The sequence below is a fragment of the Donghicola mangrovi genome (assembly GCF_013377535.1).
GTDB classification, from domain to species: Bacteria; Pseudomonadota; Alphaproteobacteria; order Rhodobacterales; family Rhodobacteraceae; genus Donghicola; species Donghicola mangrovi.
On record NZ_JABCJE010000001.1, the window covers coordinates 697,771 to 717,275 of the forward strand.

Genomic DNA, 19,505 nt, shown 5'->3' on the forward strand with positions numbered 1-19,505 from the left:
GGCATGGGCCTTAGCCCATGTACCCCGTTACCAGGCCTTCGGCCAAAAGGGACCACCCATTGCTGACCACGAAGAACCCGAGTTTAAAGGGAAGCGACACCACCGATGGCGGCACCATCATCATCCCCATCGACATCAGGATCGCTGAAACGATCAGATCGATGATCAAGAACGGCAGATAGACCACGAAGCCGACCTGAAACGCCAAGGTGAGTTCCGACAGAATAAAGCTCGGCACCAGCAGCGAGAACGGCGCGTTCTCCAGCGTCAAATCGGCGGTATTCATTCCGCGCGTTTCGGCTAGCCGATATAGTCCCTCCACATCAATCCGCGGTGTGATGAACCCGCGAAGGGGGCCTTGGGTGCGCTCGTAGGCCAGTTCTATGTTGATTTGTCCCGCATTAAGGGGCTTCAGCGCATTTTCCCAGATATCCAGAAAGACCGGCTCCATGACGAAGTAAGTCAGGAAGAGCGCGATGGTGATAAGCAGAATATTCGGCGGTGATTGCTGCAGCCCCAAGCCGGATCGCACCACCACAAGCACCGTAAGCATAAACGGAAAACAGGTCACCATCATCATGCCGGCCGGGACCAAGGTGATCGCGGTCACAGAGGCGATCACCTGAATGACACGCTGGCTCAGACCGTCGTCCATGGTCATCCCGCCGATGTCGACCCCTTGGGCGTGCGCAGCCGTGCCGATGCCAAAGACGGAGGCGGCCAGCAGTAGGGCAATCAGATTACGCTTCATTTTCGAAACTCTTGACCGAGGTCAGGCGGACCGACAGGGAGCGACGGGTGCCGTCGTCAACTTCTTCGAGAATACCGTGGGCGATCACACGCTCGCCGATCATGATCTCGACCGGATCGTCGATCTTTTGCTCGAGCGTCAGCACCGCGTTCGGGGCCAGTTCCAGAAGTTCCCCCAGAGAGGGACGCGCGCGTCCGACGCAGACATGAACCTCGATGGGAAGCGCGGAAAAGCGGTTGGTCATGGTTTATCCCTCTGTACCAGTCGCCCCGATGGTCTGCGGAGCGTTGAAAAAATCGGAAACAAGGCGGCTGATCTGGTCCTGAACCGCGTCCAGATCGATGATTTTCGTCGTATCGCCAAAACGGATCTCGGCGCGGCCGGTGCCCAGAGATTGGTCTTCGATCACCGTTAGATCTGGCCAGTTGCTCGGGTCCAACAGGTGGTCGACATCGCTGGCCATGCCTTCGGGAACGGCGAGTTTGATCGCGTTGGATAGGGAGTCAGAGGCCATGGCCTCTAGCGTTTCGACGACCATCGGGGCCAAGGCGGGTCGCAGTGCATTCGGAAGGATTGCGGTTAGAACGCCTTCGATCAGGGGACGTAATTCCCGCAGGGTTTGCTGCTGCATTTCGGTGCGGGCGAACGCGAAATCTTTCAGGCTTTCGGCGACTTTGGCGCGGTGATCGGCCTGTTCATCCTTGTTCGCTTTGACCGCATCGGCCCAACCTGCGTTGTACCCTTCTTCGAAGGAATCAAGGTTAAGGCCGGTTGCTTGCTCGGGAATATCCTCAATCACGGGCGATGGACCGAAATCCATAAGCAGCGATCCGATACTCATGTTTCCTGCTCCTTCTCGTCCTCAAGCCAGTTGCGCAGAATCGTCATGGTTTCGTCTTTTCTGGCATCAATCAGAGCCCGCATTCGCGTCACGGGATCATCAGAGGCCTCCATCGAGGGTCCGCCGATATCCGTAGACAGGGGTTGAAAACCCAGGCCATCGTCGATTTCCCCGTCAAGCGGCGCCATCCCGAAGCCCCCCATGGGAAGTTCGGCCAACTGCGGCAGCTCGATCGGTTCGGGTTTGCGCAGCAGTGGGCGCAGGACAAACAGGCCCAGAACCAGCGCCACGAGTGCCAGAATGCCCATGCGGATCACCGAATTTGCGGATGGCGCAGAGGCCGCCAGCCAACCGGGGGCAGGAGTCGCGGCAGCGGTTTCGGCCCCCACAAAGGCCATAGACTGAACGGTGATCTCGTCACCGCGCCCTTCGTCAAATCCGACGATATCCTCGACCAAGGCGGTCAGGGCGGTCATTTCATCGGTGTCACGGGGGACGATTGCGCCGTCCTCTCCGGCAACGCCGTTAACCAAAACCGCAACGGTCAGACGTTTGATCGCGCCGGGGGTGCGCAGGACTTCGCGGCGGGTTTCCGAGACTTCGTAATTCACCCGCTCGACTGTTTCGTTCGAGTTTTCCGACGAATCCCCACCGTTCGCGCCCGCATTTTCAGGTAAATCCGACGCGACGGTCATGCCTGCCTCGGAATTGCGTGCAGTGGCCGAGTTTTCTTGGGTTTCACTGCTGATCGCGACGCGGCTGTCAGGATCCACCAGCCGTTCGACAATCGATTCGCGTTCCGTGACGCGCTCGATACTGACCTCGACCACGGCGTTACCGGCCCCGACGCGGGCCTCTAGCATCCGCTCGACCCGGGCGGCCATACGCTCGGCGGCGGTGCCGTCCTCGGTCACGAAATCCTCGTCTGATTTGGCCGAGATCAGCTTGCCACGTTCATCAATAATGGCTACGTTTTCGGGCTCTAGTCCGGTCACAGCAGAGGCGACCAGAAACTGCAAAGCCTTGGCATGCGAGGCGCTGATCACCGCGCCGCCCTGCAATTTCAAAGAGACGGAGGCACTGGCAGCGGCGCTGCGGCGGAACGGCGACTTGTCTTCTTGCGAGATGTGGACGCGGGCCGACCGGATCTGGGGACTGGCCTGAATGGTGCGGGCCAATTCACCTTCTTTTGCACGCAAATACGTGGCGTTGAACATCTGGGTGGTCGTCCCAAATCCGTTCAGATCATCCAGCAGCTCATAACCCGACACGCCCGAATCCGGCAGGCCCTGACTGGCCAAGGACAGCCGCAGCGAGTCGCGCTGGGTCTCATCCACGAAAATGCTGGTCCCCTGAATGCGATAGGGGACGTTCTGGCTGTCCAGACTCTGGGTGATTTCACCGGCGCTGGCCGGATCAAGACCCCCATAAAGCAGCACCATACTGGGCCGACTCACGAAAAAAACGAGGGAAAGGATTGCGGCAAAAGTCCCGATCGTAGCCGCCACGACCATGATCTGCTTTCGACTGTCAAAGCTGTTCCACATTGTAATGAATTGCTGCACATGCACCTCCGGAGCGCCGACTTCTGCCTGACAAATTCCGTTTTGAGGGATCACGCTTAACAATCGGTTAGCTTCTGCCGCCCATAACTGTTTTCCGTAGCAGGAGATGGCGATGAGCGATCAAACAGCAGAAACAGAAGCGAAAAAGGGCGGCTCGGGGCTGGTTCTGGGGCTGATTCTGGCAGTGATTGGTGCGGCTGGGGGATATGCGGCCGTCGGGCTGGATCTGCTGGGCTTGCGTCACGTTCCAGAGGTCGCCGCGGACCATGGATATGTCGCGCCGGCCGCGGGTGTGTTCCTCGAGATTCCCCAGATCATCGTGATGAATGGCCCGTTTCTGTCGGGTCGGCATCTTCGGTTTCGCGGCAGCCTAGAGGTGCGTCCCGAAGATGCGGAGCAAGTGCAGATTCTGATGCCTCGCGTTGTCGACGCCCTGCAAAATTTCCTGCGGTCGGTGAAGGCCGAGTACTTCGACTATCCCGACGCGATCGACCAGTTCCGCGATCACATGCGCCTGCGCGTCATTGACGTGATCGGCGAGGCGCCACTGATCGACCTTCTGATCCTGGAACTTGTCCCTAACTAAGGAACTCGACATGGAATTTGTCATTGATGCACTTCTTGGGGCCGGTGCGCTTGGGGCCTCGATCTATTGCATGGTGCTCTCGCGCCGTTTGCGGCAGTTCAACAACTTGGAAAACGGGGTGGGCGGCGCCGTGGCGGTGCTGTCCGCGCAGGTCGATGATCTGACCAAGACGCTCGACAACGCGAAGGGAACTGCGGATGCCTCTAACAAGTCATTGGAAACACTGACAGAGCGTGCCGAGACCGTCGCCAAGAAGCTGGAGCTGATGGTTGCCTCTATGCACGACATGGAGGAGTCGAAACCCGCGCCAGAACCGATCTTTTCCCATCGTATGATGAAGCGGGGTGCGTGATGGCCAAGGCCCGCAAATCCGGTAGCCTGATCGCGATTGCCGCGTTGTTCGCGACGGGCGGGTTCCTGAAAATCGGCATGTCGGCCACTCAGGCGGTGGCTTTGGTCCCCGAAATGGCGATCGGGCACAAGGAAGATGCCTTTGTCGATTACCGCGAAGAGGAGCTGAAAGATCTGTTCGCGGCGCTGGCAAAGCGCGAGGCTTTTAACGATGCGCGCAGCAAACAGCTTGACGCGAAAGAGCGCGAGATCGACGCGAAACTCGCCACCCTGGAGGTCAAGAGGGTCGAGGCGCAGGCCTTGATCGCCGAACTTCAAGAAGAGAACGAGCGGCTGCGCCGAACCATGGGGCAGGGGGAAACCGCCTCGGCCGATGATCTGGAGCAGTTAACCAAGGTTTACGAGGCGATGAAGCCCAAGGACGCGGCGAACCTGTTTGCAGAGATGGATATGGAGTTTGCCGCCGGTTTCTTGGGCCGGATGAAGCCTCAGGCCGCTGCGGCGGTCATGGGAAACCTGCCCTCGGCCAAAGCCTATGCGGTGAGCGCCATTCTGGCCGGTCGAAACGCGAGTTGGGCCAAAGAACATCTGCCCGACCATTCGCCCCGAAGCGTGGAGGATTAAGCATGATTGGTGTCGTCGGGATCGCGGTCACGTTCATCATGGTATTCGGGGGCTACTTGTTGGCGGGCGGCAAGATGTCGATCATCATGAAGTCCCTCCCGTTCGAATTCATGATGATTGGTGGGTCGGCAGCTGGCGCGTTCCTGCTGAGTAACGACCTGCACACGGTGAAGCACACCATCGGGGACGTCACCAAGGTCTTCAAAGGTGCGAAATGGACCAAGCAGGATTACTGCGATCTCCTTTGCCTGCTGTACGCGCTGATCAAGATCAGCCGCAAAAGCCCTGTTGACTTGGAAGGTCATATCGAAGACCCGGAGAATTCCTCGATCTTTGTGCCTTATCCCAGAATTTTGCAGGACAAAGAGGCGGTTTCCTTGATCTGCGATACCTTTCGCGCGGGAAGCCTGAACTATGACGATCCTCATCAGGTCGAAGAGATGCTTGGTAAACGCATCGAGGAGCATGCCAGTAGTCAGTCCCATTCCGGTCATGCGTTGCAGAACGTGGCAGATGCTTTGCCTGCGCTAGGGATTGTGGCCGCGGTTCTGGGTGTGATCAAAACGATGGCCTCCATCGACCAGCCGCCCGAAGTGCTGGGGGGGCTGATCGGCGGCGCGCTTGTCGGGACGTTCTTGGGCGTGTTTCTGGCCTACGGGATCGTGGGGCCGTTTTCGGCAAAGGTGACGGCTGCAACCGAAACCGAAGAGAAATTTTACACGGTCGTACGTGACGTGCTTGTGGCAGATCTCTTTGGTCACACGCCGAACCTTTGTATCGAAGTGGGTCGGCAGAGCGTGCCGTCTTCCTATAGACCCAGCTTCAACGAGGTCGAGGAGGGGCTCAATGCAGCTTAACCTTGTTGCCTTGGTGATTGGAGTGTGCGGGCTGGCAATGCCAGCAGCAGCTCAGTCGATCCTGGCGGGTGAGCATGAAGGCTTTACGCGGCTTGCTGTCCGTCAGTTGGGTGATATCGACCCGCGGGTGTCTCTGGAGGATGGGCGGCTTCAGATATTTGGCGCAGCGCCTGTTTCGCAGACCGATCTGAAGGACGCATTGAACAAGATCGGCACCAGTCGCATCGGCAGCATAAATGCGAACGATAACGAAATCGCGGTAGCCCTGAACTGCGCTTGCGGAACGGAAACGTTCACCCATCAAGGTTACTACGTCATCGATATTTTGGAAAAAGCATCCGAGGAAGTGGCATTTCCGTTGGTGCCGCACGCCGTTCAAAATACGGAATGGGGGTCTTTTCCTGCGACCTTGTCCGCAAAGTGCCTTCCCGGCACGTGGTGCGAGGAATTTTTGTCAGAGAGTTCGACCAAGACCACGGAACCCCAGAAGCTCTGTCGTTTCGAAAACTACGTAATTGATTACGCTGCTCTCTCTGCATCCGGTGCCTCGGAAGCTACTGAACTTAATCGCTATTTTGATCGCGGATGGGTGGACGAAGCACGTCTCGCGTTGAGAGAGGCTTCTGCCGCAGAAGAGTGGTTCATCATGGGCGGCGCAGAGGCAGAAGCAGGGTCGTGCTTTGAAATGGGCCCCTTGGAGCAAGCGGAGGCTCTGGAGTGGCGTTCGAAAGCCGACCAGCAATCAGACACTTGGTTAACCGAGAAAACGGCACCCATACAGATACCCGAACCGGTTACACATCCCGAGGCGGTTCAACCAATTTCTAAGCCCGAAGCCATTGCTCGGACGCCTGCTGACCAGACCCTTCAGGATCGGGTTCAAGCGCTTCTTGACAGCTATCGAGAGGCTGCGCAATGAGGGTTATCGACTCCAGCATCATACTAGCGACTTTTGCGGCACTGGCATTTGTTTCGCTATTAATGCCCATGCCCTCTGTGCTTTTGGATCTAGGGATGGCGATTTCATTCTCGCTAGCGATCCTGATCCTGTCTCTGGTTTTGCTAACCCCGAGCGCATCCGAATTTATCGCTTTCCCCCAATTTATCCTAATTTCTCTGATTTTTAGGGTCTATATCAACATTGCCTCGACCAAACTGATCCTAACCGCGGGCGAATACGGCGAGAAGGTTGCGGGGCAGACCCTATACGGTTTCGCGTCGTTCGTGATGGGCGAAGGCTTGCACATCGGGATCGTGGTGTTCGTCATCTTCACCCTCTTGAATTTTCTGGTGCTTTCCAAGGGCTCTTCCCGAATGGCCGAAGTGTCCGCGCGCTTTTCGCTGGACGCGATGCCGGGCAAGCAAATGGCCATCGACGCCGACCTGGCTTCGGGCGCGATCACCCACGAAGATGCGTCGCAACGGCGTGATAGCCTGTCCAAGGAAAGCTCCTTTTACGGAGCCCTCGATGGTGTGGCGAAATTCGTAAAGGGCGATGCCGTTCTGGGCCTGTTGCTGACCGCCATTAACCTGATTATCGGGGTCGGATTTGGGGTGTTGACCTATGGCATGGCCTTGGGCGAGTCCCTGAAGCTTTACGCATTTCTGACGATTGGTGATGGTTTCGTCTCGCAAATTCCTTCTTTGATTATTTCGTTTGCGACAGGCTTGTTGCTGGCCAAAGGGCCGGATCGCAAGCCAACCTCAAACGCGATTGCTCATCAAATTCGGTCTCGGAAAGAGGTCCTGTTGGCTGTTTCGATGGTGTGCGCGGCTCTGGCTTTGGTCCCTGGCCTGCCGACCATTCCGTTTCTCTTCGTGTCGGGCTCTGCCGCTGCGATGTGGTTTTACGCGTCCCAAGACATCGAGCCTGAATTGGAAACTTCCAACGAGCAGGACGCAGAAATCCACGTCGATAAAATCGAAGATCTGCTTGAGGCCGATGATATCCTGATCAAGGTTTCAGGAACGATTTCGCGCTCTTTGCTTCGGGCGGATTCTGGTATCGAACAGCGCATCCGGCCCCTACGAATGCACATCGCCGAGAAGTTCGGGCTACTCATCCCTCAGGTGCGCATCGCCGAAGACAGTGTACTGCGGGACAACATTTACGAAATTCACCTTCACGGCGCCAAAGTCGCTTGGGGGGAATTGCAAGGGAATGACGTCCTGGTCCTGCTAGACCAAGCTGACGGGCGCGAGGGCACTCGCGATCCCGTCTATGGAGCTCCCGCGAAATGGTATCCCTCTTTGGAAAAAGAAGAGCTGGCACTTTCAGGATTTACCGTTCTGACAGGCGAAGAGGTTTTGCTCACGCATCTGATGGATGTGGCGACGAATAATCTGGACACCCTGATGACTGCCAAGACGCTGAAGCAGACCTTGAACTCTCTGGTGCGACAGTCGGATCCTGTGAAAGCAGAGGGCATCAAGCTATGCCTCAGCGATGCTATTCCCGACAAAATTCCCAACGAATATCTGCTGGATATTCTCAAAGGTTTGTTGTCCGAAGGGATTTCTATCCGCGGATTCAGCACAATTCTGGACGCAGCGGTCGAGGCAAAATCCAGCGGTTTCCGAGGGGAAAATGCGGTCGAATTCGTACGACAGAGGATCAACCTTCAGGTGCTGGACGCCGCCTTTGATGGAGCCCATGACACCCAAGCCATCACTCTTGATCCTAGGTGGGAAGACCTGTTTTCGCAAAGCGAAGTTGGAGCCACCGGTCAGCCAAGCTTTGTCGCTATCCAGCCCGAGGAGTTAAAGCGACTGTCGGCGCGCCTTTTCGAAGCGGCAAGCCGCTCAACAAGGTCCGGCTTGAGCGTTGTATTGGTGGTGAGCGCAAAGCGCAGACGCTATCTGCGGTCTGTTCTGGATGCATCTCAAATAAAACTACCCGTTGTGTCATTCGAGGAACTTGGATCGGGAGCGAATATCAAGTTCAAAGATGTAATTCCCTTCGATGCCTGAGCTGCAACTAGCGACCTTTTTTACGATTTTTCTCAAGGCTGGAGGGTTTATCGCCTTCGCCCCGATCGTGAATGACCTCAAAATCCCAGTAGTGGTAAAAACGGTATTGGCCTTGGGCTATACAATCATTTTGTATCCAGAGACGCCGGATCTCATTGAACTCGATCTGCTTGAAGTTATAAGAGGCGTGACTTTCGGATGCCTATTGGGTCTGTGCGCTAGGTTGCCAATTTTCATCCTGCACATGGCGATATCTGCATTTGGTCAATCCTACAGTCTATCCCAGTATTTAAATACGAGTCAGGACATAGCGGCAGGTGTTCTTGGGGAAATCTATAAGTGGTGCGTTTGCGGGGTGCTTGCTTCTAGTGGCGCGATTTGGGTCGGACTGGTTGGCCTTCAGATGTCTCCCAATATTGATCTTAAATCGATTTTCGATTTGATTGACTGGTTGACGGAAGTTGCATTGCAAGTTGTCGCACCCTTTCTTTTGTTTTCGGTCATATTTAACCTGATCAGTGGCTTCGTGAATAGGGCTATGCCGCAACTGATGGTGATGTTGGTTTTTGCGCCGCTATCTGTCTTTCTGGCGGTTCTTTTTAATATGGAATTCTTGAAGCCAATCGTTGTGGTTTGGGTGGATGGCCTCCTAAAGCTGTTCGAGGTATGATGCTTTGTCGGAGAAGGACGAAAAGAAGCACGACGCGAGCACTCAAAAACTGGCAAGACTTCGAAAGGAAGGTAGATTGCCCGACTCTCCGGAGTTACTTTCCTCTATCGCTCTGCTCTTCTTTATTTTGGCCCTTCTGTTTTTCTCCGATGAGATGGCCGAAAGCGTTTCAAGGATATTGAGGGATGCTTTTCAGTTTTTCAGCAACCCTCCGGATAAAGGGCTAAGTAGCGCCTTTTTCGAAGCTTTCATGGCTATTGCACTTATACTCTTGGCTCCAATCTTTGTAACACTGTTTGCGGCTTTGAGAATGAAAGGCTTGAATTTTCAGTTCGACAACATCCACTTTAAATTTTCCAAGCTAAATCCAGTTCAAAATTTCTCGCAGAAATTTGGCGCAAAAGGCTTGCGTCAGTTTTTGGTCTCGTTTTCTAAGGCTGTGGCAGTCGGATGTTTGGGATTGCACTTTGGGCGCGATTTATTTCAGAGTACCTATAAATCGTTGCAAGATAGCCTGGCGCTACAGATGATCTCTGGCGTCCACGTGATGAACTCAGTTCTAGTCGTTATGGCAATATGCTTCCTTGTTTTTGGTGGACTAGACTATGTTTTAAAGAGAAATTCGTTTTTAAAAGAAAACATGATGACCGATAGAGAGGTCAAGGACGAGCATAAAGACAATGAGGGTAGCCCCGAAATTAAACAAAAGCGGCGACAAAAGGCCTATGAAATTGGTTCCTCCCGTATGATGCAAGACGCTGGAACAGCTGATGTCTTGATTGTTAACCCTATACACGTGGCAGTTGCGCTTCGATGGTCCCGGAAAAAGGGAACTGCACCGGTTTGTGTGGCAAAGGGGCAAGATTTGGTTGCGCTTCGTATTAAAGAGATCGCGATGGAAAATGGGGTCCCTATTCACGAAGATATTCCGACAGCTCGCGCCTTGAATTCAGTTTGCGGTGTTGGCGAAGAGGTTCCACCAGATCTTTATGCCGCTGTTGCAATCGCAATCAGATTTGCGGACAGTCTGCGCGAGAAGGCCCGAAAATGCCCATTTGGAGCAGTGCAGTGACACCGGATGAAAAGACCTTGATTGATCTGGCTCAGATGATTGCCGACCGAGAAATCGCTGAAGTTGCAAAGCGAGTCGAAGAAACGCGCTTCTTTGCTAATAAGATCGCCGAATTGCGCTCTGTTAACATGCTGGCGCCGCAAGACGCCTCTCCTCAGATGCAGGTCATGGGGCAGGCGTGGGGGGAGTGGCGCCGCCGAGAGATTGCCTCGCTTAACCTGAACTTGGCTAAGGCAACTTTGTTCGAAGATGCCGCGAAAAATAAAGCGCGACGCGCCTTGGGACGACGCATCGCGCTGGAGGATATTTTTGGTAAACAGGGTTAGGCGGCCTGACGGACCAGATCCGTAATTAAGACTCCTTGAACACCGCCGCCCATGATGTCCTGAGCCGATTGCAAAAGGTATTTGCGTAGAACGGCCATTTTGTCTTCGCTGTAATACCGGCCAGAAAAGCCCCCGTGACTGGAGTGGTCAAAGAGCACTTTCATGATGCCGTCGCGCAAGCGCGGCTCCAGATCGAAGACGGATTGGCTCTTTTCTTCGGTCACTTCCAGGCTCAGGCTCATAATGACAAGCGCGCTTTCCCCGTCATCTTCGATAACGGGAATGATGAACTGGTTGCTGAGTTTCACTATTTTTGTGGGCTCAGTGTGATTGTCCAGCATTTCGATCGCTGTCTCGCCTTCGGTGGCGTGTGCTAGTGGTAAATGCGAGGGATCAAGCGGCACCAAATATCCTGCGCCAGCGCCGGCACCGGCACCGAGAACCGCCAACATAACTGGTATAAGAATTTTCATGGTGCCCTCTTAAAATGGCAGAATAATATCAGTGACTTGCTGTCCATAACGTGGTTGCTGGACATCTGTGATCTGACCACGCCCACCATATGAAATCCGCGCCGAAGCGATCTTGTCGTAGGTGATTTCGTTCCCGCGAGAGATATCCTCGGGGCGGACAAAGCCCTCGACCAGCAACTCGCGCAGTTCGAAATTCACCCGTACTTCTTGCTGCCCCTCGATGATTAGAACGCCGTTGGGCATGACGTTCGTCACGGTTGCAGCAATACGCAGGGTCAGTTTTTCGTTGCGACGAACGGATCCTTTGCCCGCACTCTCGCCAGAGGAGCTGAGCGAGACAGCGTCGGCCAAACTCGCGCCCTCGGGCAGATCTGATTGCACCCGCTGCGGCACGCCGAAAAGAGAGGGGATCGACAAATTCTCGGACCCATCCCGCGACCTCTGGGTCGAGTTGGAGATTTCCGCCTTGTCATCAATTTCGATGACGACGGTCAGAATGTCACCCCGCTTTTCCGCACGCCGATCACCTAGCAGAGATTTCTGACCAGCATCCCAAAGAGAGGCCTCATCCCCGTTGCGTTGTGGCGCAGCCGTATAAAGAGGAATGCCCGGACTTAGCATCGCGGCATGCTCGGGATTTTCGGTTTCCACTGGGGAAAAAGTCGGCGGCCGTCCCAAGTGATCGAGGCGGTTGCAGCCAGCGAGCATCAGGGTGCTGGAGAGGATGATACTAAATACGTGATGTTTTGACATCAGTTACTACCAGATACAGATATTGAGGCATCGGGCTGGACCGCGCCTTGGACGATAGTTCGCGACGACAGGTTCATGACGCGCACTAGATCGCCCGCTGCGCCGCGCTCTAACACGCGCCCTTCGGCCGAGATTGTCAGCGCCCCCAGTTCGTAAATCAGGGTGGTCAGTTGGTTTCGCTCGACCAAAGCAGGCGCGGTTAGGGCGGACAGGAACAACGGATGCCCGCTGTAGATCGTTGCGCGGGCCTCTTTGCCGATAACCTCGGTGATGTTGGTCGCGGCACCGGGCGTGGTGTCTGCGGCAAACGCGATGTCGCTTTCCGTAATGACCGTCCGCGCAGGAAGGGTGCGGCTGGCGACGATCGTTTCCGCGCCTGCCGGTGCCCCCAAGAGTAAGCCGGTTAACAGCAGCAGGACCCGCATCATCGCACCTGAGTGGTTGCGCCAAGCATCTGGTCTGCCGCGGAAATGACCTTGGAATTCAGTTCATACCCGCGCTGCGCTTCGATCAACGCGGTGATTTCGCGTACCGGATCGACCGAGCTGTCTTCCAGATATCCCTGACGCAGGGTGCCTAGCCCTTCTTCCCCGGGGTTCGCGTTGTAGGCGGCGCCAGAGGCTTCGGTTTCACGGAACAGGTTCGAGCCAAGCGCCTCGAGTCCGCGTGGGTTGGCAAAGTTGGACAGGGCGATCTGACCCAGCAGCTGCCCTTCGGCGCTGTCGGCAAAGTAACCGTACACTTCGCCATCGGCGTTAATGCTGATGCTTTGGGTGTCGATGGGGATCGAAATATCGGGGTTTAATGCAAAGCCATCCGAGGTCACCAGCAGCCCGTCAGCCGAACGTTTCAAGGCACCATCGCGGGTGTAGGCGGCCTCGCCCGAGGGGAGGCTGACCTCAAAATACCCGCCGCCTTCAATCGCCAGATCCAGATCGCCGCCGGTTTCGGACAGGGCGCCTTGGGACAGGTTAACCGTGACCGAAGATGGCCGCACACCCAAACCCAGCTGAATGCCGGTGGGCACAACGCTGCCGTCGCTGGCGTTGATGCTGCCCGCGCGGGTGACCTGCTGGTAGTGCAGGTCCGAGAATTCGGCGCGACGGGCGTTATAGCCAGTGGTGCTCATATTGGCGAGGTTGTTGGAAATCACCTCGACCCGTGTCTGTTGGGCGCTCATGCCGGTGGCGGCGATGGTAAGGGCTCGCATTTGGTTAATCCTTTATCGGGTGAGGGTGTCGATGGCGGTGCGCATGCGCTCGTCTTCGGACCGCAAGAAGCTTTGGCCCATCTCGTAGGCGCGTTGGACTTCGACCATCCGTGCCATCTGGCGGATCGGATCGACGTTCGATTCCTCGAGGTAACCTTGGCGGAGGGCACCGTCCGTGGTGGGCAGGGCACCATCGGGCGCGACAAACACCGCTCCGGCGGACCGGCTCAGGTTGCTCGGATTTTCGGGGCTGACCACGCCGATCCGCGCCAACGGCTGGCCATCCGCAGAGAGCGTACCGTCAGGGGCGATCGCGATTTCGCGCGCGTCGGGGGGCACCTGAACTGGTGTCCCGCCCAAGTCCATCAGCGCATATCCATCGGGGCTGCGAAGGGTGCCAAAGGCATCCGGCACGAAATGGCCCGCTCGGGTCAAAAGGGGCTGGCCGTTGTCATCGACCTGAAAATACCCCTCGCCGTCGATGGCCAGATCGAATTGCCCGCCGGTTTCGAACAGAGCGCCTTGGGCATTCGACACCAGCCGGCCGTGTGCACGTGTCATGGACAGGCCCCCGTCGGCGGCATCGGGCGCCAGATATTCGGAAAACAGAACCCCTTGTTCGCGGTAGCCGGTGGTCTGCGCATTCGCAATATTCTGAGCGATAACAGACATTTCCTGGATCAACCCGCGCTGGCGGGACAAAGGGGCAAGGGATGACGCATCCATCAGTGGTACCTCGCGACAATCGGGATAATTTCGTTCTGGAACAGGTTCACGAGGCTCGAGGTCATGAAATCCATGCTCATCCAGAAGGTGATGACGATGGCCAGAACCTTGGGAACAAAGGTTAACGTCATCTCCTGGATGGAGGTCAGCGCCTGTAGCAGGCCGACCACCAGACCCGTGATCAATGCAACCGCCAGAATTGGCAGGGACACCTGAACAGCCGTCCAGAGCCCTAGCCGCATCATGTCAAAGATGACCGTTTCGGACATCAGATCGGCATGCGCAGGATTTCCTGATAGGCCTGCACAACCTTGTCGCGGACGGTTACCACGGTTTCGACGGCCAGCTCGGTTTGGGCGATGGCCTGAACCAAGGCGGCGTTGTCGGCCTTGCCGGTCATGGCGCTGATGGCGGTTTCTTCGGTCGCTTTCAGGGTGTCGGCAAAGCTTTGAACTTTGTTGATCACCTGATCGGGGAGGTCCGTGTCGGGCGCGGGTTTCAGGATTTCTTTGGCCGCGCTGAACTTCTGGCTGGCGAAGACAGAGTTAATATCCATGACTTTATCCTTCTGGATTTACTTGCGAAGCAGGTCGAGCAAGCTGGTCGACATCTCTCGCGCTTGTTGGAACATTTTGAGGTTGGCCTCGTAGGCGCGCTGTGCGGCCCGTGCATCGGCAAGTTCGATCACCAGATCCACGTTCGAGCCGCGATAATGGCCGGTCGAATCTGCCAGCGGGTGCGCCGGATCATAGATTTCCTGCACTGGCGACTGGTCGAGGATGACGCGGCCCGACTGCGGTCCCTGGGCCTCGGACAAGGTAAACCCTTGCGTTTTCACCGACAGCAGCTTGCGCTGATATCCGGGCGTGTCGGCATGGGCGATGTTCTCGGACACGTGACGCAGGCGCTGGCTTTGGAGGCGCAGACCGTCTGATGAGATCGACATGGATTGGGTCAGATCAGGCATCTAGCGCGCTCACATCTTGCCAAGGCTGGAGCGTAAAATCCCCAACGTCGATCGGTAGATGCCAACAGCGCGCTGATGATCGCCTTCGATCTGTGCGCTGGTCAGAAGCTCTGATTCCAGATCGACCGGAGCTTTGGTGTCGAGCGTCCGCGCGCCCTGGCTCGGCAACGTGGTAAAGCTGCTGAGATGTCCCTGACGCGAGCTGCGCATCGCCATTTCACGGGGCGCTCGGTCCGAGATGTCGAAATTCTTCAAGGTTTTCGCGGTATATCCCGGCGTTTCCGCGTTCGAGATATTGAGCGCTGTAACTTTCTGTTGCGCGGTGGCGTGGGAGATCATTCCCGAGGCCACTCTGAAAATGCCGATATTTTCAAACATCGGGGCTTCTCCCTCGATTAGCTTCAATCAAGGGTTAACCGCGATTCCTTTAGAAACGGTTTGCATAAACCTGTTCGGGGATTTCGGATGACAAACCTTGCGATTTTGGGAAACCAGCTTGGCGCCTTGCAGGCGGTCAAGGAATGCGGTCGGATTTCTGCAGTAAAATCTGGCGTTTTGCGAGTGAGCGGGCTGATCCATCGCGCCCGACTTGGGGATGTTTTGGGGATTCGGACCGCAGAGCAGACCTTTGACGCAGAGGTGATCGGCCTGGAAGAAACCGAACTGCTCGCGCTGCCAGAGCGGTCTCCGGCGGGATGCGCGATTGGTGATTCGGTCGAATACAAAGGGGCCCGGCGCATTGCCCCTGATGCCAGTTGGTTGGGGCGGATCATTGATCCATGGGGGCGGCCTTTGGACGGGCGACCGCTGGCAAGTGGGCGGTCTCCGATGGCGCTCGACCAATCTCCGCCTCCAGCAGCGCATCGCCGTGGTTTGGGTGAACGGATGCCGACTGGCTTGAATGTATTTGATACCGTACTGCCGTTGGTCAGAGGCCAGCGCATCGGCATTTTCGCAGGCTCTGGCGTTGGTAAATCCCACCTTCTGGGGCAACTGGCAGGCGGGGTGGGCGCAGATGTACGGGTGATAGCCCTGATCGGCGAACGGGGCAGAGAGTTGGGAGCGTTTGTGAAAGACGTTCTAGGACCAGAGGTTCTGGCCAAAAGTGTCGTCGTCGCCGCAACCTCAGATCAGTCCCCGCTTTTGCGGCTCGGTTGTCTGCCAGCGGCCACTTGTGTGGCCGAGTATTTCCGGGATCAGGGGCAGCAAGTGTTGCTTTTGGCGGACTCGATCACGCGTTTCGCCGAAGCTTATCGAGAAATCGCAGTGGCGGGCGGCGAGGCTCCTGCTTTGCGCGACTATCCCGCCAGCATGACCCCAGCGCTGATGCGCTTGGCCGAACGCGCCGGTCCAGGCCAAGGCGATCAAGGCGATATCACCGCGCTTATGACTGTCTTGGTTGCTGGCAGTGACATGGAGGAACCAATTGCCGACCTAGTGCGCGGTACTCTGGACGGGCACGTCATTTTGGATCGTCGCATTGCGGAGCGGGGCCGTTATCCGGCAATTGATGTGCTGAAGTCGGTTTCACGTAGCCTGCCGGATGCCGCGAGCCTGATTGAAAACCGCTTGATTTCGGAATTGCGCGCGGCCTTGGGCGAATATGCCCGTGCGGAACCGATGATCCGCGCAGGTCTGCACAGTCCGGGTGCGGATCCCATGTTGGATCGGGCAATTCGCCTGTGGCCTAGATTGGATGCCTTTGTTGCGGAAAGAAACTCTATGGGGCCAGAGGCAGCATTTCGAAAGCTTGCGGATATCCTCACGCAGCCCCGGCGTTAACCGCTAAGCAGTGTCAAAGCCAAAGCGCCGGGACTGGACGTGTCGAAGCTGTCGACGGAGGCTCTGATCAGATACCTTTCAATCAGTTTGTCTCGATGTTCGGAGTCGGTCAGGCCGTCAATGTCGATCCCCATTTGGCGGCTAAGCTTCTCTTCGTAAATCTCGACCTGCCGATCAAGATCAAGTTGTGTGACACCATCTGGCAGACCCAGCGCGCCCTGAACCAACTCCAGAAGGGGTTCGTTTCCGATGATGCTCAGCCATTTAATGCGACTTGTGTCATCGGACGATGCTATTTCTTCCAGCATCCGATCTGCATTCAGCGCAATCCGAAGGCTTTCATCCTGATCTCCGACCGAGACTTCGAAACTGGCGCTTTTGAATTGGCTCAGAATCTCGTCGGCAAAGCCGGAGAGCTTTGTTCTGGGTGTCGTGCGATCCCCGAAGCCAAAGGCCTTGGAAAAGTCCTGATAACGCTGGTCCGACAGTTTGTTTGCCAATGCGGTGCTGTCTGTGGTGCCTTCTTCCAGAACCTTTTGGATAAAGAATTTGGAGTCTATATCGGAAGACAACCCGAAAGCCCCCAATGCAACCTCAAGAAGCTCCCTGTCATTCACCAGTTGCGCAGGCGTATCAATTGAGCCGATGCGTTCTTTGAATGCAGTTTGGAGGCGTTGCGACATCGGAGTTTGGGCAATTAAATACTCTTGCTGGTCCCGCGTGCGCTGCAAAAAACGGTAACCTGCCAGCCCATCCATCGGAACCAAAGCGCTAATGCTCATGGTGCCTCGTACGCCAACAGGCGATCCTCCCGCGGGACCAACTGTTTTAACGCTTTCATGCAGTTGTAGAAGTGATCCCCGATGACGGCCTCGGTGGCTTTGTTCAGTTGAACGCGGCTATCCGGATCGGTCAAAATTTGACTAAGGCTCTCGATTCCATTGAGCAGCTGGCGCTTGGCTTCTTTCGGATCGGCGTCCCCGATGATGGCAAGCTGCGCGATATAGGCGACGCGGCGCACGGGTGAGGTCACTTCGTTGGGATGAAGCGCGTCCTTCATTCGCAAGACCTTGGCATCCTGAGTCAGAATGCTGACACGCGTGCGTCGGTCGCCATTTTCGATAATGGTTCCGTTGATCAGCACTCGTTCGCGCGGCTGGAGTTTCAGGATCAGGCCCGTCATTTCTGTGCTCCGAGCCCGCGCATGATGTTGGTATTTACCTCGATCAGGCCCGCCAAGAGCGAGGGATCCTTGATCGCAAGGCTGCTTTGTTTGATGGCGAAGGCGGCAAGAGACAGTAGGTCAGCTCTGAGTGTGGGCTGTAGCTTGTTGCCATTGCCGGCCAGATCTGTTGCCAGAATGGTCCAGAGTTGGCGGTTTTCGTGCAGCGCTTTTGCGCGCTCACTTACCTGGGATTTGCCGCTCTCGGCAGCAAGCTTCAGGCCTCGGGTAACCTTGGCAAAGGCTTTGTACTCAATATCTCTGGGGGATTGGATGCCACGATCCATCGCGCCATACGCAAGGCGCGCTTTTTCAGCCAACACAGCATGAACCTCGAATTTGTGGGAGTGGAAGGTGGCACGGGGTGTTTACCCCCGTGCCTGTGCTCTATTAGCGGAACAGAGTCATCAGAGTCGACGGCGCCTGGTTGGCGATCGACAGCGCTTGGACACCGAGCTGCTGCTGGGTCTGCAGAGCCTTCAGGCGGGCAGAGGCCTCTTCCATATCGGCGTCCACGAGCGAACCGATCCCGTTGTTAAAGCTATCGACGAGTTTCGACATGAAGTTGCTTTGGATCTCGAGACGCTTCTCGGTGGTACCCAGTTGAGCCTGTGCATCAACGGTCTTTTGAATGTAGGTCTCGATGCGCGACAGAGCCGACGAAGCACCGCTTGCGGTCGAGACATCAAGGGTATCCAGACCGGCCAGACCGCCCGACGCGCGGGTAATCTGGTAATAACCGTTGATGGTCTGCTCGGAGTTGTTGTTGATAGTCAGCGAGCCAGTGCTGTCATTGGTATCCAGAGTGAACTGGTCCTGATCGATCCCTGCTTCAATCAGAGCCGAACGCAGGCCCGAAGCGATATCCTCGGTGCGGTCGCCGACGCCGATGGTGTAGGTCGCCACAGTATTACCTAGGGTCAGCGAGACTTTGTCGCCAGCAACTAGGCCAGCTTCAGCGGTACCGGCGGTCAGGTTAACATCGCCCGCTGCTAGCGCAACGCCGCCCCCAACAGTGCCGTTCGAAGCCAGAAGTTCGAAATCACCGATCACGAACTGCGCGCTTGCGCCCGAGGCCTGCGACAGACCAAAGCCGTTTGCGCCACTGATGGTCGAGATGGTCGCTTGATCAGGACCGAGGTCTGCCTCTGTGTAGGTGGCCGCAGTGGTCAGGTTCGTTGCCGGGTTGGTGCCAGCAGAAAGGTCCGTGCCGCTCTTGGTCGACAGGTTGGTCAGCGAAGGATCATAGCTGATTTTGCCCGAGGTTACCGAGCCGTCTGCGTTACGATTCAGCGACGAGAGAACGCTGAAACCGCCATTGCCATCATTACTACCGTCCAGAATATTCAGGCCGTTGAACTGAGCCGAATCAACGATTCCGGTGATTTGTTCGACCAGCGACTGGACTTCGGAGTTCAGCTTATTGCGGTCGACGTTATCTTCGTTTGCCGAAACGATTTTGGTCTTTACCTCGTTCAGCAATTCACCGATTTCCTCGGCTGCGCTCGAAGCGACCGCAACGGTCGATTGTCCCAGAGACAGGGATTCCGAAACAGCCTCGAACCCGGCGACATCGGCTTCCATTACTTTCGAAATTGCGAAAACCGAAGCATTGTCCTTTGCCGACGAAACCGACATGCCGGTCGAAATTTCGCTCTGAACTTGGTTCAGGTCGTTATTGATCGATTTGAGGGTTTGCAGTGCTACGGTTGCGCTGGTGTTGGTCAGGATACTGGACATGTTTTTTCCTAATACTTAA

Annotated in this window: 27 protein-coding genes; 10 read left to right on the plus strand and 17 right to left on the minus strand. The window is 56.2% G+C overall.

The window, feature by feature from the left end; translation table 11 throughout:
• Positions 1-10: 10 nt before the first annotated feature.
• The 4 genes from HJ536_RS03570 to fliF are packed head-to-tail and all read right to left on the minus strand — an operon-like array spanning position 11 to position 3,157.
• Positions 11-751: a flagellar type III secretion system pore protein FliP gene (locus HJ536_RS03570; RefSeq protein ID WP_177156678.1), complete on the minus strand. Its 741-nt coding sequence runs from the start codon at positions 749-751 to the stop codon at positions 11-13.
• On the minus strand, positions 741-995 hold the full coding sequence (locus tag HJ536_RS03575) for a FliM/FliN family flagellar motor switch protein (protein WP_176852396.1): 255 nt from the start codon (positions 993-995) through the stop codon (positions 741-743). Before HJ536_RS03575 ends, HJ536_RS03570 begins: the two co-directional genes overlap by 11 nt.
• A 3-nt stretch (positions 996-998) precedes the next feature.
• Positions 999-1,592: a FliH/SctL family protein gene (locus HJ536_RS03580; RefSeq protein WP_177156679.1), complete on the minus strand. Its 594-nt coding sequence runs from the start codon at positions 1,590-1,592 to the stop codon at positions 999-1,001.
• Complete coding sequence (gene fliF, locus HJ536_RS03585) at positions 1,589-3,157, minus strand: flagellar basal-body MS-ring/collar protein FliF (protein ID WP_177156680.1); 1,569 nt, start codon at positions 3,155-3,157, stop codon at positions 1,589-1,591. Before fliF ends, HJ536_RS03580 begins: the two co-directional genes overlap by 4 nt.
• Positions 3,158-3,269: 112 nt before the next feature.
• Between fliF and HJ536_RS03590 the strand changes: the two genes are divergently transcribed.
• The 9 genes from HJ536_RS03590 to HJ536_RS03630 are packed head-to-tail and all read left to right on the plus strand — an operon-like array spanning position 3,270 to position 10,613.
• A complete protein-coding gene (locus HJ536_RS03590; protein ID WP_177156681.1) occupies positions 3,270-3,743 on the plus strand; it encodes a flagellar basal body-associated FliL family protein in 474 nt (157 codons plus the stop codon).
• Positions 3,744-3,753: 10 nt separating this feature from the next.
• The gene (locus HJ536_RS03595; RefSeq protein WP_176852392.1) at positions 3,754-4,095 is read left to right on the plus strand and encodes a methyl-accepting chemotaxis domain-containing protein; all 342 of its coding nucleotides are present in this window, start codon (positions 3,754-3,756) and stop codon (positions 4,093-4,095) included.
• On the plus strand, positions 4,095-4,718 hold the full coding sequence (locus HJ536_RS03600; protein ID WP_177156682.1) for a MotE family protein: 624 nt from the start codon (positions 4,095-4,097) through the stop codon (positions 4,716-4,718). Before HJ536_RS03595 ends, HJ536_RS03600 begins: the two co-directional genes overlap by 1 nt.
• Positions 4,719-4,720: 2 nt before the next feature.
• Positions 4,721-5,575: a flagellar motor stator protein MotA gene (gene motA, locus HJ536_RS03605; protein WP_176852390.1), complete on the plus strand. Its 855-nt coding sequence runs from the start codon at positions 4,721-4,723 to the stop codon at positions 5,573-5,575.
• Positions 5,565-6,494 carry a hypothetical protein gene (locus HJ536_RS03610; RefSeq protein WP_177156683.1) on the plus strand — a complete coding sequence of 310 codons (930 nt, stop codon included), beginning with the start codon at positions 5,565-5,567 and terminating at the stop codon, positions 6,492-6,494. The genes motA and HJ536_RS03610 overlap by 11 nt, the downstream gene beginning before the upstream one ends.
• Positions 6,491-8,545 carry an FHIPEP family type III secretion protein gene (locus HJ536_RS03615; RefSeq protein ID WP_177156684.1) on the plus strand — a complete coding sequence of 685 codons (2,055 nt, stop codon included), beginning with the start codon at positions 6,491-6,493 and terminating at the stop codon, positions 8,543-8,545. The genes HJ536_RS03610 and HJ536_RS03615 overlap by 4 nt, the downstream gene beginning before the upstream one ends.
• Entirely contained in the window at positions 8,538-9,215 is a 678-nt protein-coding gene (locus tag HJ536_RS03620; protein ID WP_177156685.1) for a flagellar biosynthetic protein FliR, read from the plus strand. Before HJ536_RS03615 ends, HJ536_RS03620 begins: the two co-directional genes overlap by 8 nt.
• A gap of 4 nt (positions 9,216-9,219) precedes the next feature.
• Positions 9,220-10,287 (plus strand): EscU/YscU/HrcU family type III secretion system export apparatus switch protein, encoded by a 1,068-nt coding sequence (locus HJ536_RS03625; RefSeq protein ID WP_177156686.1) that lies wholly within the window; start codon positions 9,220-9,222, stop codon positions 10,285-10,287.
• Complete coding sequence (locus tag HJ536_RS03630) at positions 10,284-10,613, plus strand: hypothetical protein (RefSeq protein WP_177156687.1); 330 nt, start codon at positions 10,284-10,286, stop codon at positions 10,611-10,613. The genes HJ536_RS03625 and HJ536_RS03630 overlap by 4 nt, the downstream gene beginning before the upstream one ends.
• On the opposite strand, the gene HJ536_RS03635 is transcribed toward HJ536_RS03630, so the two are convergent.
• From HJ536_RS03635 to HJ536_RS03675, 9 genes are read right to left on the minus strand one after another with little or no spacing between them, the layout of a single operon-like run.
• Positions 10,610-11,086, minus strand: coding sequence for a flagellar basal body-associated FliL family protein (locus HJ536_RS03635; protein WP_177156688.1), 477 nt, complete (start codon positions 11,084-11,086; stop codon positions 10,610-10,612). The two genes, HJ536_RS03630 and HJ536_RS03635, sit on opposite strands and share 4 nt — an antisense overlap.
• A gap of 9 nt (positions 11,087-11,095) precedes the next feature.
• Positions 11,096-11,839 carry a flagellar basal body L-ring protein FlgH gene (gene flgH / locus HJ536_RS03640; protein WP_177156689.1) on the minus strand — a complete coding sequence of 248 codons (744 nt, stop codon included), beginning with the start codon at positions 11,837-11,839 and terminating at the stop codon, positions 11,096-11,098.
• Positions 11,839-12,264: a flagellar basal body P-ring formation chaperone FlgA gene (gene flgA, locus HJ536_RS03645; RefSeq protein ID WP_177156690.1), complete on the minus strand. Its 426-nt coding sequence runs from the start codon at positions 12,262-12,264 to the stop codon at positions 11,839-11,841. Before flgA ends, flgH begins: the two co-directional genes overlap by 1 nt.
• Positions 12,264-13,049 (minus strand): flagellar basal-body rod protein FlgG, encoded by a 786-nt coding sequence (flgG, locus tag HJ536_RS03650; protein WP_177156691.1) that lies wholly within the window; start codon positions 13,047-13,049, stop codon positions 12,264-12,266. Before flgG ends, flgA begins: the two co-directional genes overlap by 1 nt.
• Positions 13,050-13,061: 12 nt before the next feature.
• Complete coding sequence (locus HJ536_RS03655) at positions 13,062-13,775, minus strand: flagellar hook-basal body complex protein (RefSeq protein WP_177156692.1); 714 nt, start codon at positions 13,773-13,775, stop codon at positions 13,062-13,064.
• Positions 13,775-14,047 carry a flagellar biosynthetic protein FliQ gene (locus HJ536_RS03660; RefSeq protein ID WP_176853116.1) on the minus strand — a complete coding sequence of 91 codons (273 nt, stop codon included), beginning with the start codon at positions 14,045-14,047 and terminating at the stop codon, positions 13,775-13,777. The genes HJ536_RS03655 and HJ536_RS03660 overlap by 1 nt, the downstream gene beginning before the upstream one ends.
• Entirely contained in the window at positions 14,044-14,331 is a 288-nt protein-coding gene (gene fliE / locus HJ536_RS03665; protein WP_176852379.1) for a flagellar hook-basal body complex protein FliE, read from the minus strand. The genes HJ536_RS03660 and fliE overlap by 4 nt, the downstream gene beginning before the upstream one ends.
• A gap of 18 nt (positions 14,332-14,349) precedes the next feature.
• On the minus strand, positions 14,350-14,742 hold the full coding sequence (gene flgC, locus HJ536_RS03670; protein WP_177156693.1) for a flagellar basal body rod protein FlgC: 393 nt from the start codon (positions 14,740-14,742) through the stop codon (positions 14,350-14,352).
• 9 nt (positions 14,743-14,751) lie between these two features.
• Entirely contained in the window at positions 14,752-15,120 is a 369-nt protein-coding gene (locus tag HJ536_RS03675) for a flagellar basal body protein (RefSeq protein WP_177156694.1), read from the minus strand.
• 87 nt (positions 15,121-15,207) lie between these two features.
• On the opposite strand from HJ536_RS03675, the gene HJ536_RS03680 reads away from it, so the two are divergent.
• Entirely contained in the window at positions 15,208-16,524 is a 1,317-nt protein-coding gene (locus HJ536_RS03680; RefSeq protein WP_177156695.1) for a FliI/YscN family ATPase, read from the plus strand.
• Here the strand turns inward: HJ536_RS03680 and HJ536_RS03685 are convergent.
• The 4 genes from HJ536_RS03685 to HJ536_RS03700 form a co-directional block, all read right to left on the minus strand.
• A complete protein-coding gene (locus HJ536_RS03685; protein WP_177156696.1) occupies positions 16,521-17,306 on the minus strand; it encodes a DUF1217 domain-containing protein in 786 nt (261 codons plus the stop codon). The two genes, HJ536_RS03680 and HJ536_RS03685, sit on opposite strands and share 4 nt — an antisense overlap.
• Positions 17,303-17,707, minus strand: a complete 405-nt coding sequence (gene flbT / locus HJ536_RS03690; RefSeq protein WP_176852375.1) for a flagellar biosynthesis repressor FlbT — start codon at positions 17,705-17,707, stop codon at positions 17,303-17,305. The genes HJ536_RS03685 and flbT overlap by 4 nt, the downstream gene beginning before the upstream one ends.
• Positions 17,704-18,066, minus strand: coding sequence for a flagellar biosynthesis regulator FlaF (flaF, locus tag HJ536_RS03695; RefSeq protein WP_177156697.1), 363 nt, complete (start codon positions 18,064-18,066; stop codon positions 17,704-17,706). The genes flbT and flaF overlap by 4 nt, the downstream gene beginning before the upstream one ends.
• A 70-nt stretch (positions 18,067-18,136) precedes the next feature.
• Positions 18,137-19,486 (minus strand): flagellin, encoded by a 1,350-nt coding sequence (locus HJ536_RS03700; protein ID WP_176852373.1) that lies wholly within the window; start codon positions 19,484-19,486, stop codon positions 18,137-18,139.
• Between the last annotated feature and the right edge of the window lie 19 nt (positions 19,487-19,505).

Bases quoted from the DNA above. Each gene is read 5' to 3' on its own strand.
- HJ536_RS03570 (WP_177156678.1), bottom strand. From the start codon at position 751: ATGAAGCGTAATCTGATTGCCCTACTGCTGGCCGCCTCCGTCTTTGGC.
- HJ536_RS03575 (WP_176852396.1), bottom strand. From the start codon at position 995: ATGACCAACCGCTTTTCCGCGCTTCCCATCGAGGTTCATGTCTGCGTC.
- HJ536_RS03580 (WP_177156679.1), bottom strand. From the start codon at position 1,592: ATGAGTATCGGATCGCTGCTTATGGATTTCGGTCCATCGCCCGTGATT.
- HJ536_RS03590 (WP_177156681.1), top strand. From the start codon at position 3,270: ATGAGCGATCAAACAGCAGAAACAGAAGCGAAAAAGGGCGGCTCGGGG.
- HJ536_RS03595 (WP_176852392.1), top strand. From the start codon at position 3,754: ATGGAATTTGTCATTGATGCACTTCTTGGGGCCGGTGCGCTTGGGGCC.
- HJ536_RS03600 (WP_177156682.1), top strand. From the start codon at position 4,095: ATGGCCAAGGCCCGCAAATCCGGTAGCCTGATCGCGATTGCCGCGTTG.
- motA (WP_176852390.1), top strand. From the start codon at position 4,721: ATGATTGGTGTCGTCGGGATCGCGGTCACGTTCATCATGGTATTCGGG.
- HJ536_RS03610 (WP_177156683.1), top strand. From the start codon at position 5,565: ATGCAGCTTAACCTTGTTGCCTTGGTGATTGGAGTGTGCGGGCTGGCA.
- HJ536_RS03615 (WP_177156684.1), top strand. From the start codon at position 6,491: ATGAGGGTTATCGACTCCAGCATCATACTAGCGACTTTTGCGGCACTG.
- HJ536_RS03620 (WP_177156685.1), top strand. From the start codon at position 8,538: ATGCCTGAGCTGCAACTAGCGACCTTTTTTACGATTTTTCTCAAGGCT.
- HJ536_RS03635 (WP_177156688.1), bottom strand. From the start codon at position 11,086: ATGAAAATTCTTATACCAGTTATGTTGGCGGTTCTCGGTGCCGGTGCC.
- flgH (WP_177156689.1), bottom strand. From the start codon at position 11,839: ATGTCAAAACATCACGTATTTAGTATCATCCTCTCCAGCACCCTGATG.
- flgA (WP_177156690.1), bottom strand. From the start codon at position 12,264: ATGCGGGTCCTGCTGCTGTTAACCGGCTTACTCTTGGGGGCACCGGCA.
- flgG (WP_177156691.1), bottom strand. From the start codon at position 13,049: ATGCGAGCCCTTACCATCGCCGCCACCGGCATGAGCGCCCAACAGACA.
- HJ536_RS03655 (WP_177156692.1), bottom strand. From the start codon at position 13,775: ATGGATGCGTCATCCCTTGCCCCTTTGTCCCGCCAGCGCGGGTTGATC.
- fliE (WP_176852379.1), bottom strand. From the start codon at position 14,331: ATGGATATTAACTCTGTCTTCGCCAGCCAGAAGTTCAGCGCGGCCAAA.
- flgC (WP_177156693.1), bottom strand. From the start codon at position 14,742: ATGCCTGATCTGACCCAATCCATGTCGATCTCATCAGACGGTCTGCGC.
- HJ536_RS03675 (WP_177156694.1), bottom strand. From the start codon at position 15,120: ATGTTTGAAAATATCGGCATTTTCAGAGTGGCCTCGGGAATGATCTCC.
- HJ536_RS03680 (WP_177156695.1), top strand. From the start codon at position 15,208: ATGACAAACCTTGCGATTTTGGGAAACCAGCTTGGCGCCTTGCAGGCG.
- HJ536_RS03685 (WP_177156696.1), bottom strand. From the start codon at position 17,306: ATGAGCATTAGCGCTTTGGTTCCGATGGATGGGCTGGCAGGTTACCGT.
- flbT (WP_176852375.1), bottom strand. From the start codon at position 17,707: ATGACGGGCCTGATCCTGAAACTCCAGCCGCGCGAACGAGTGCTGATC.
- HJ536_RS03700 (WP_176852373.1), bottom strand. From the start codon at position 19,486: ATGTCCAGTATCCTGACCAACACCAGCGCAACCGTAGCACTGCAAACC.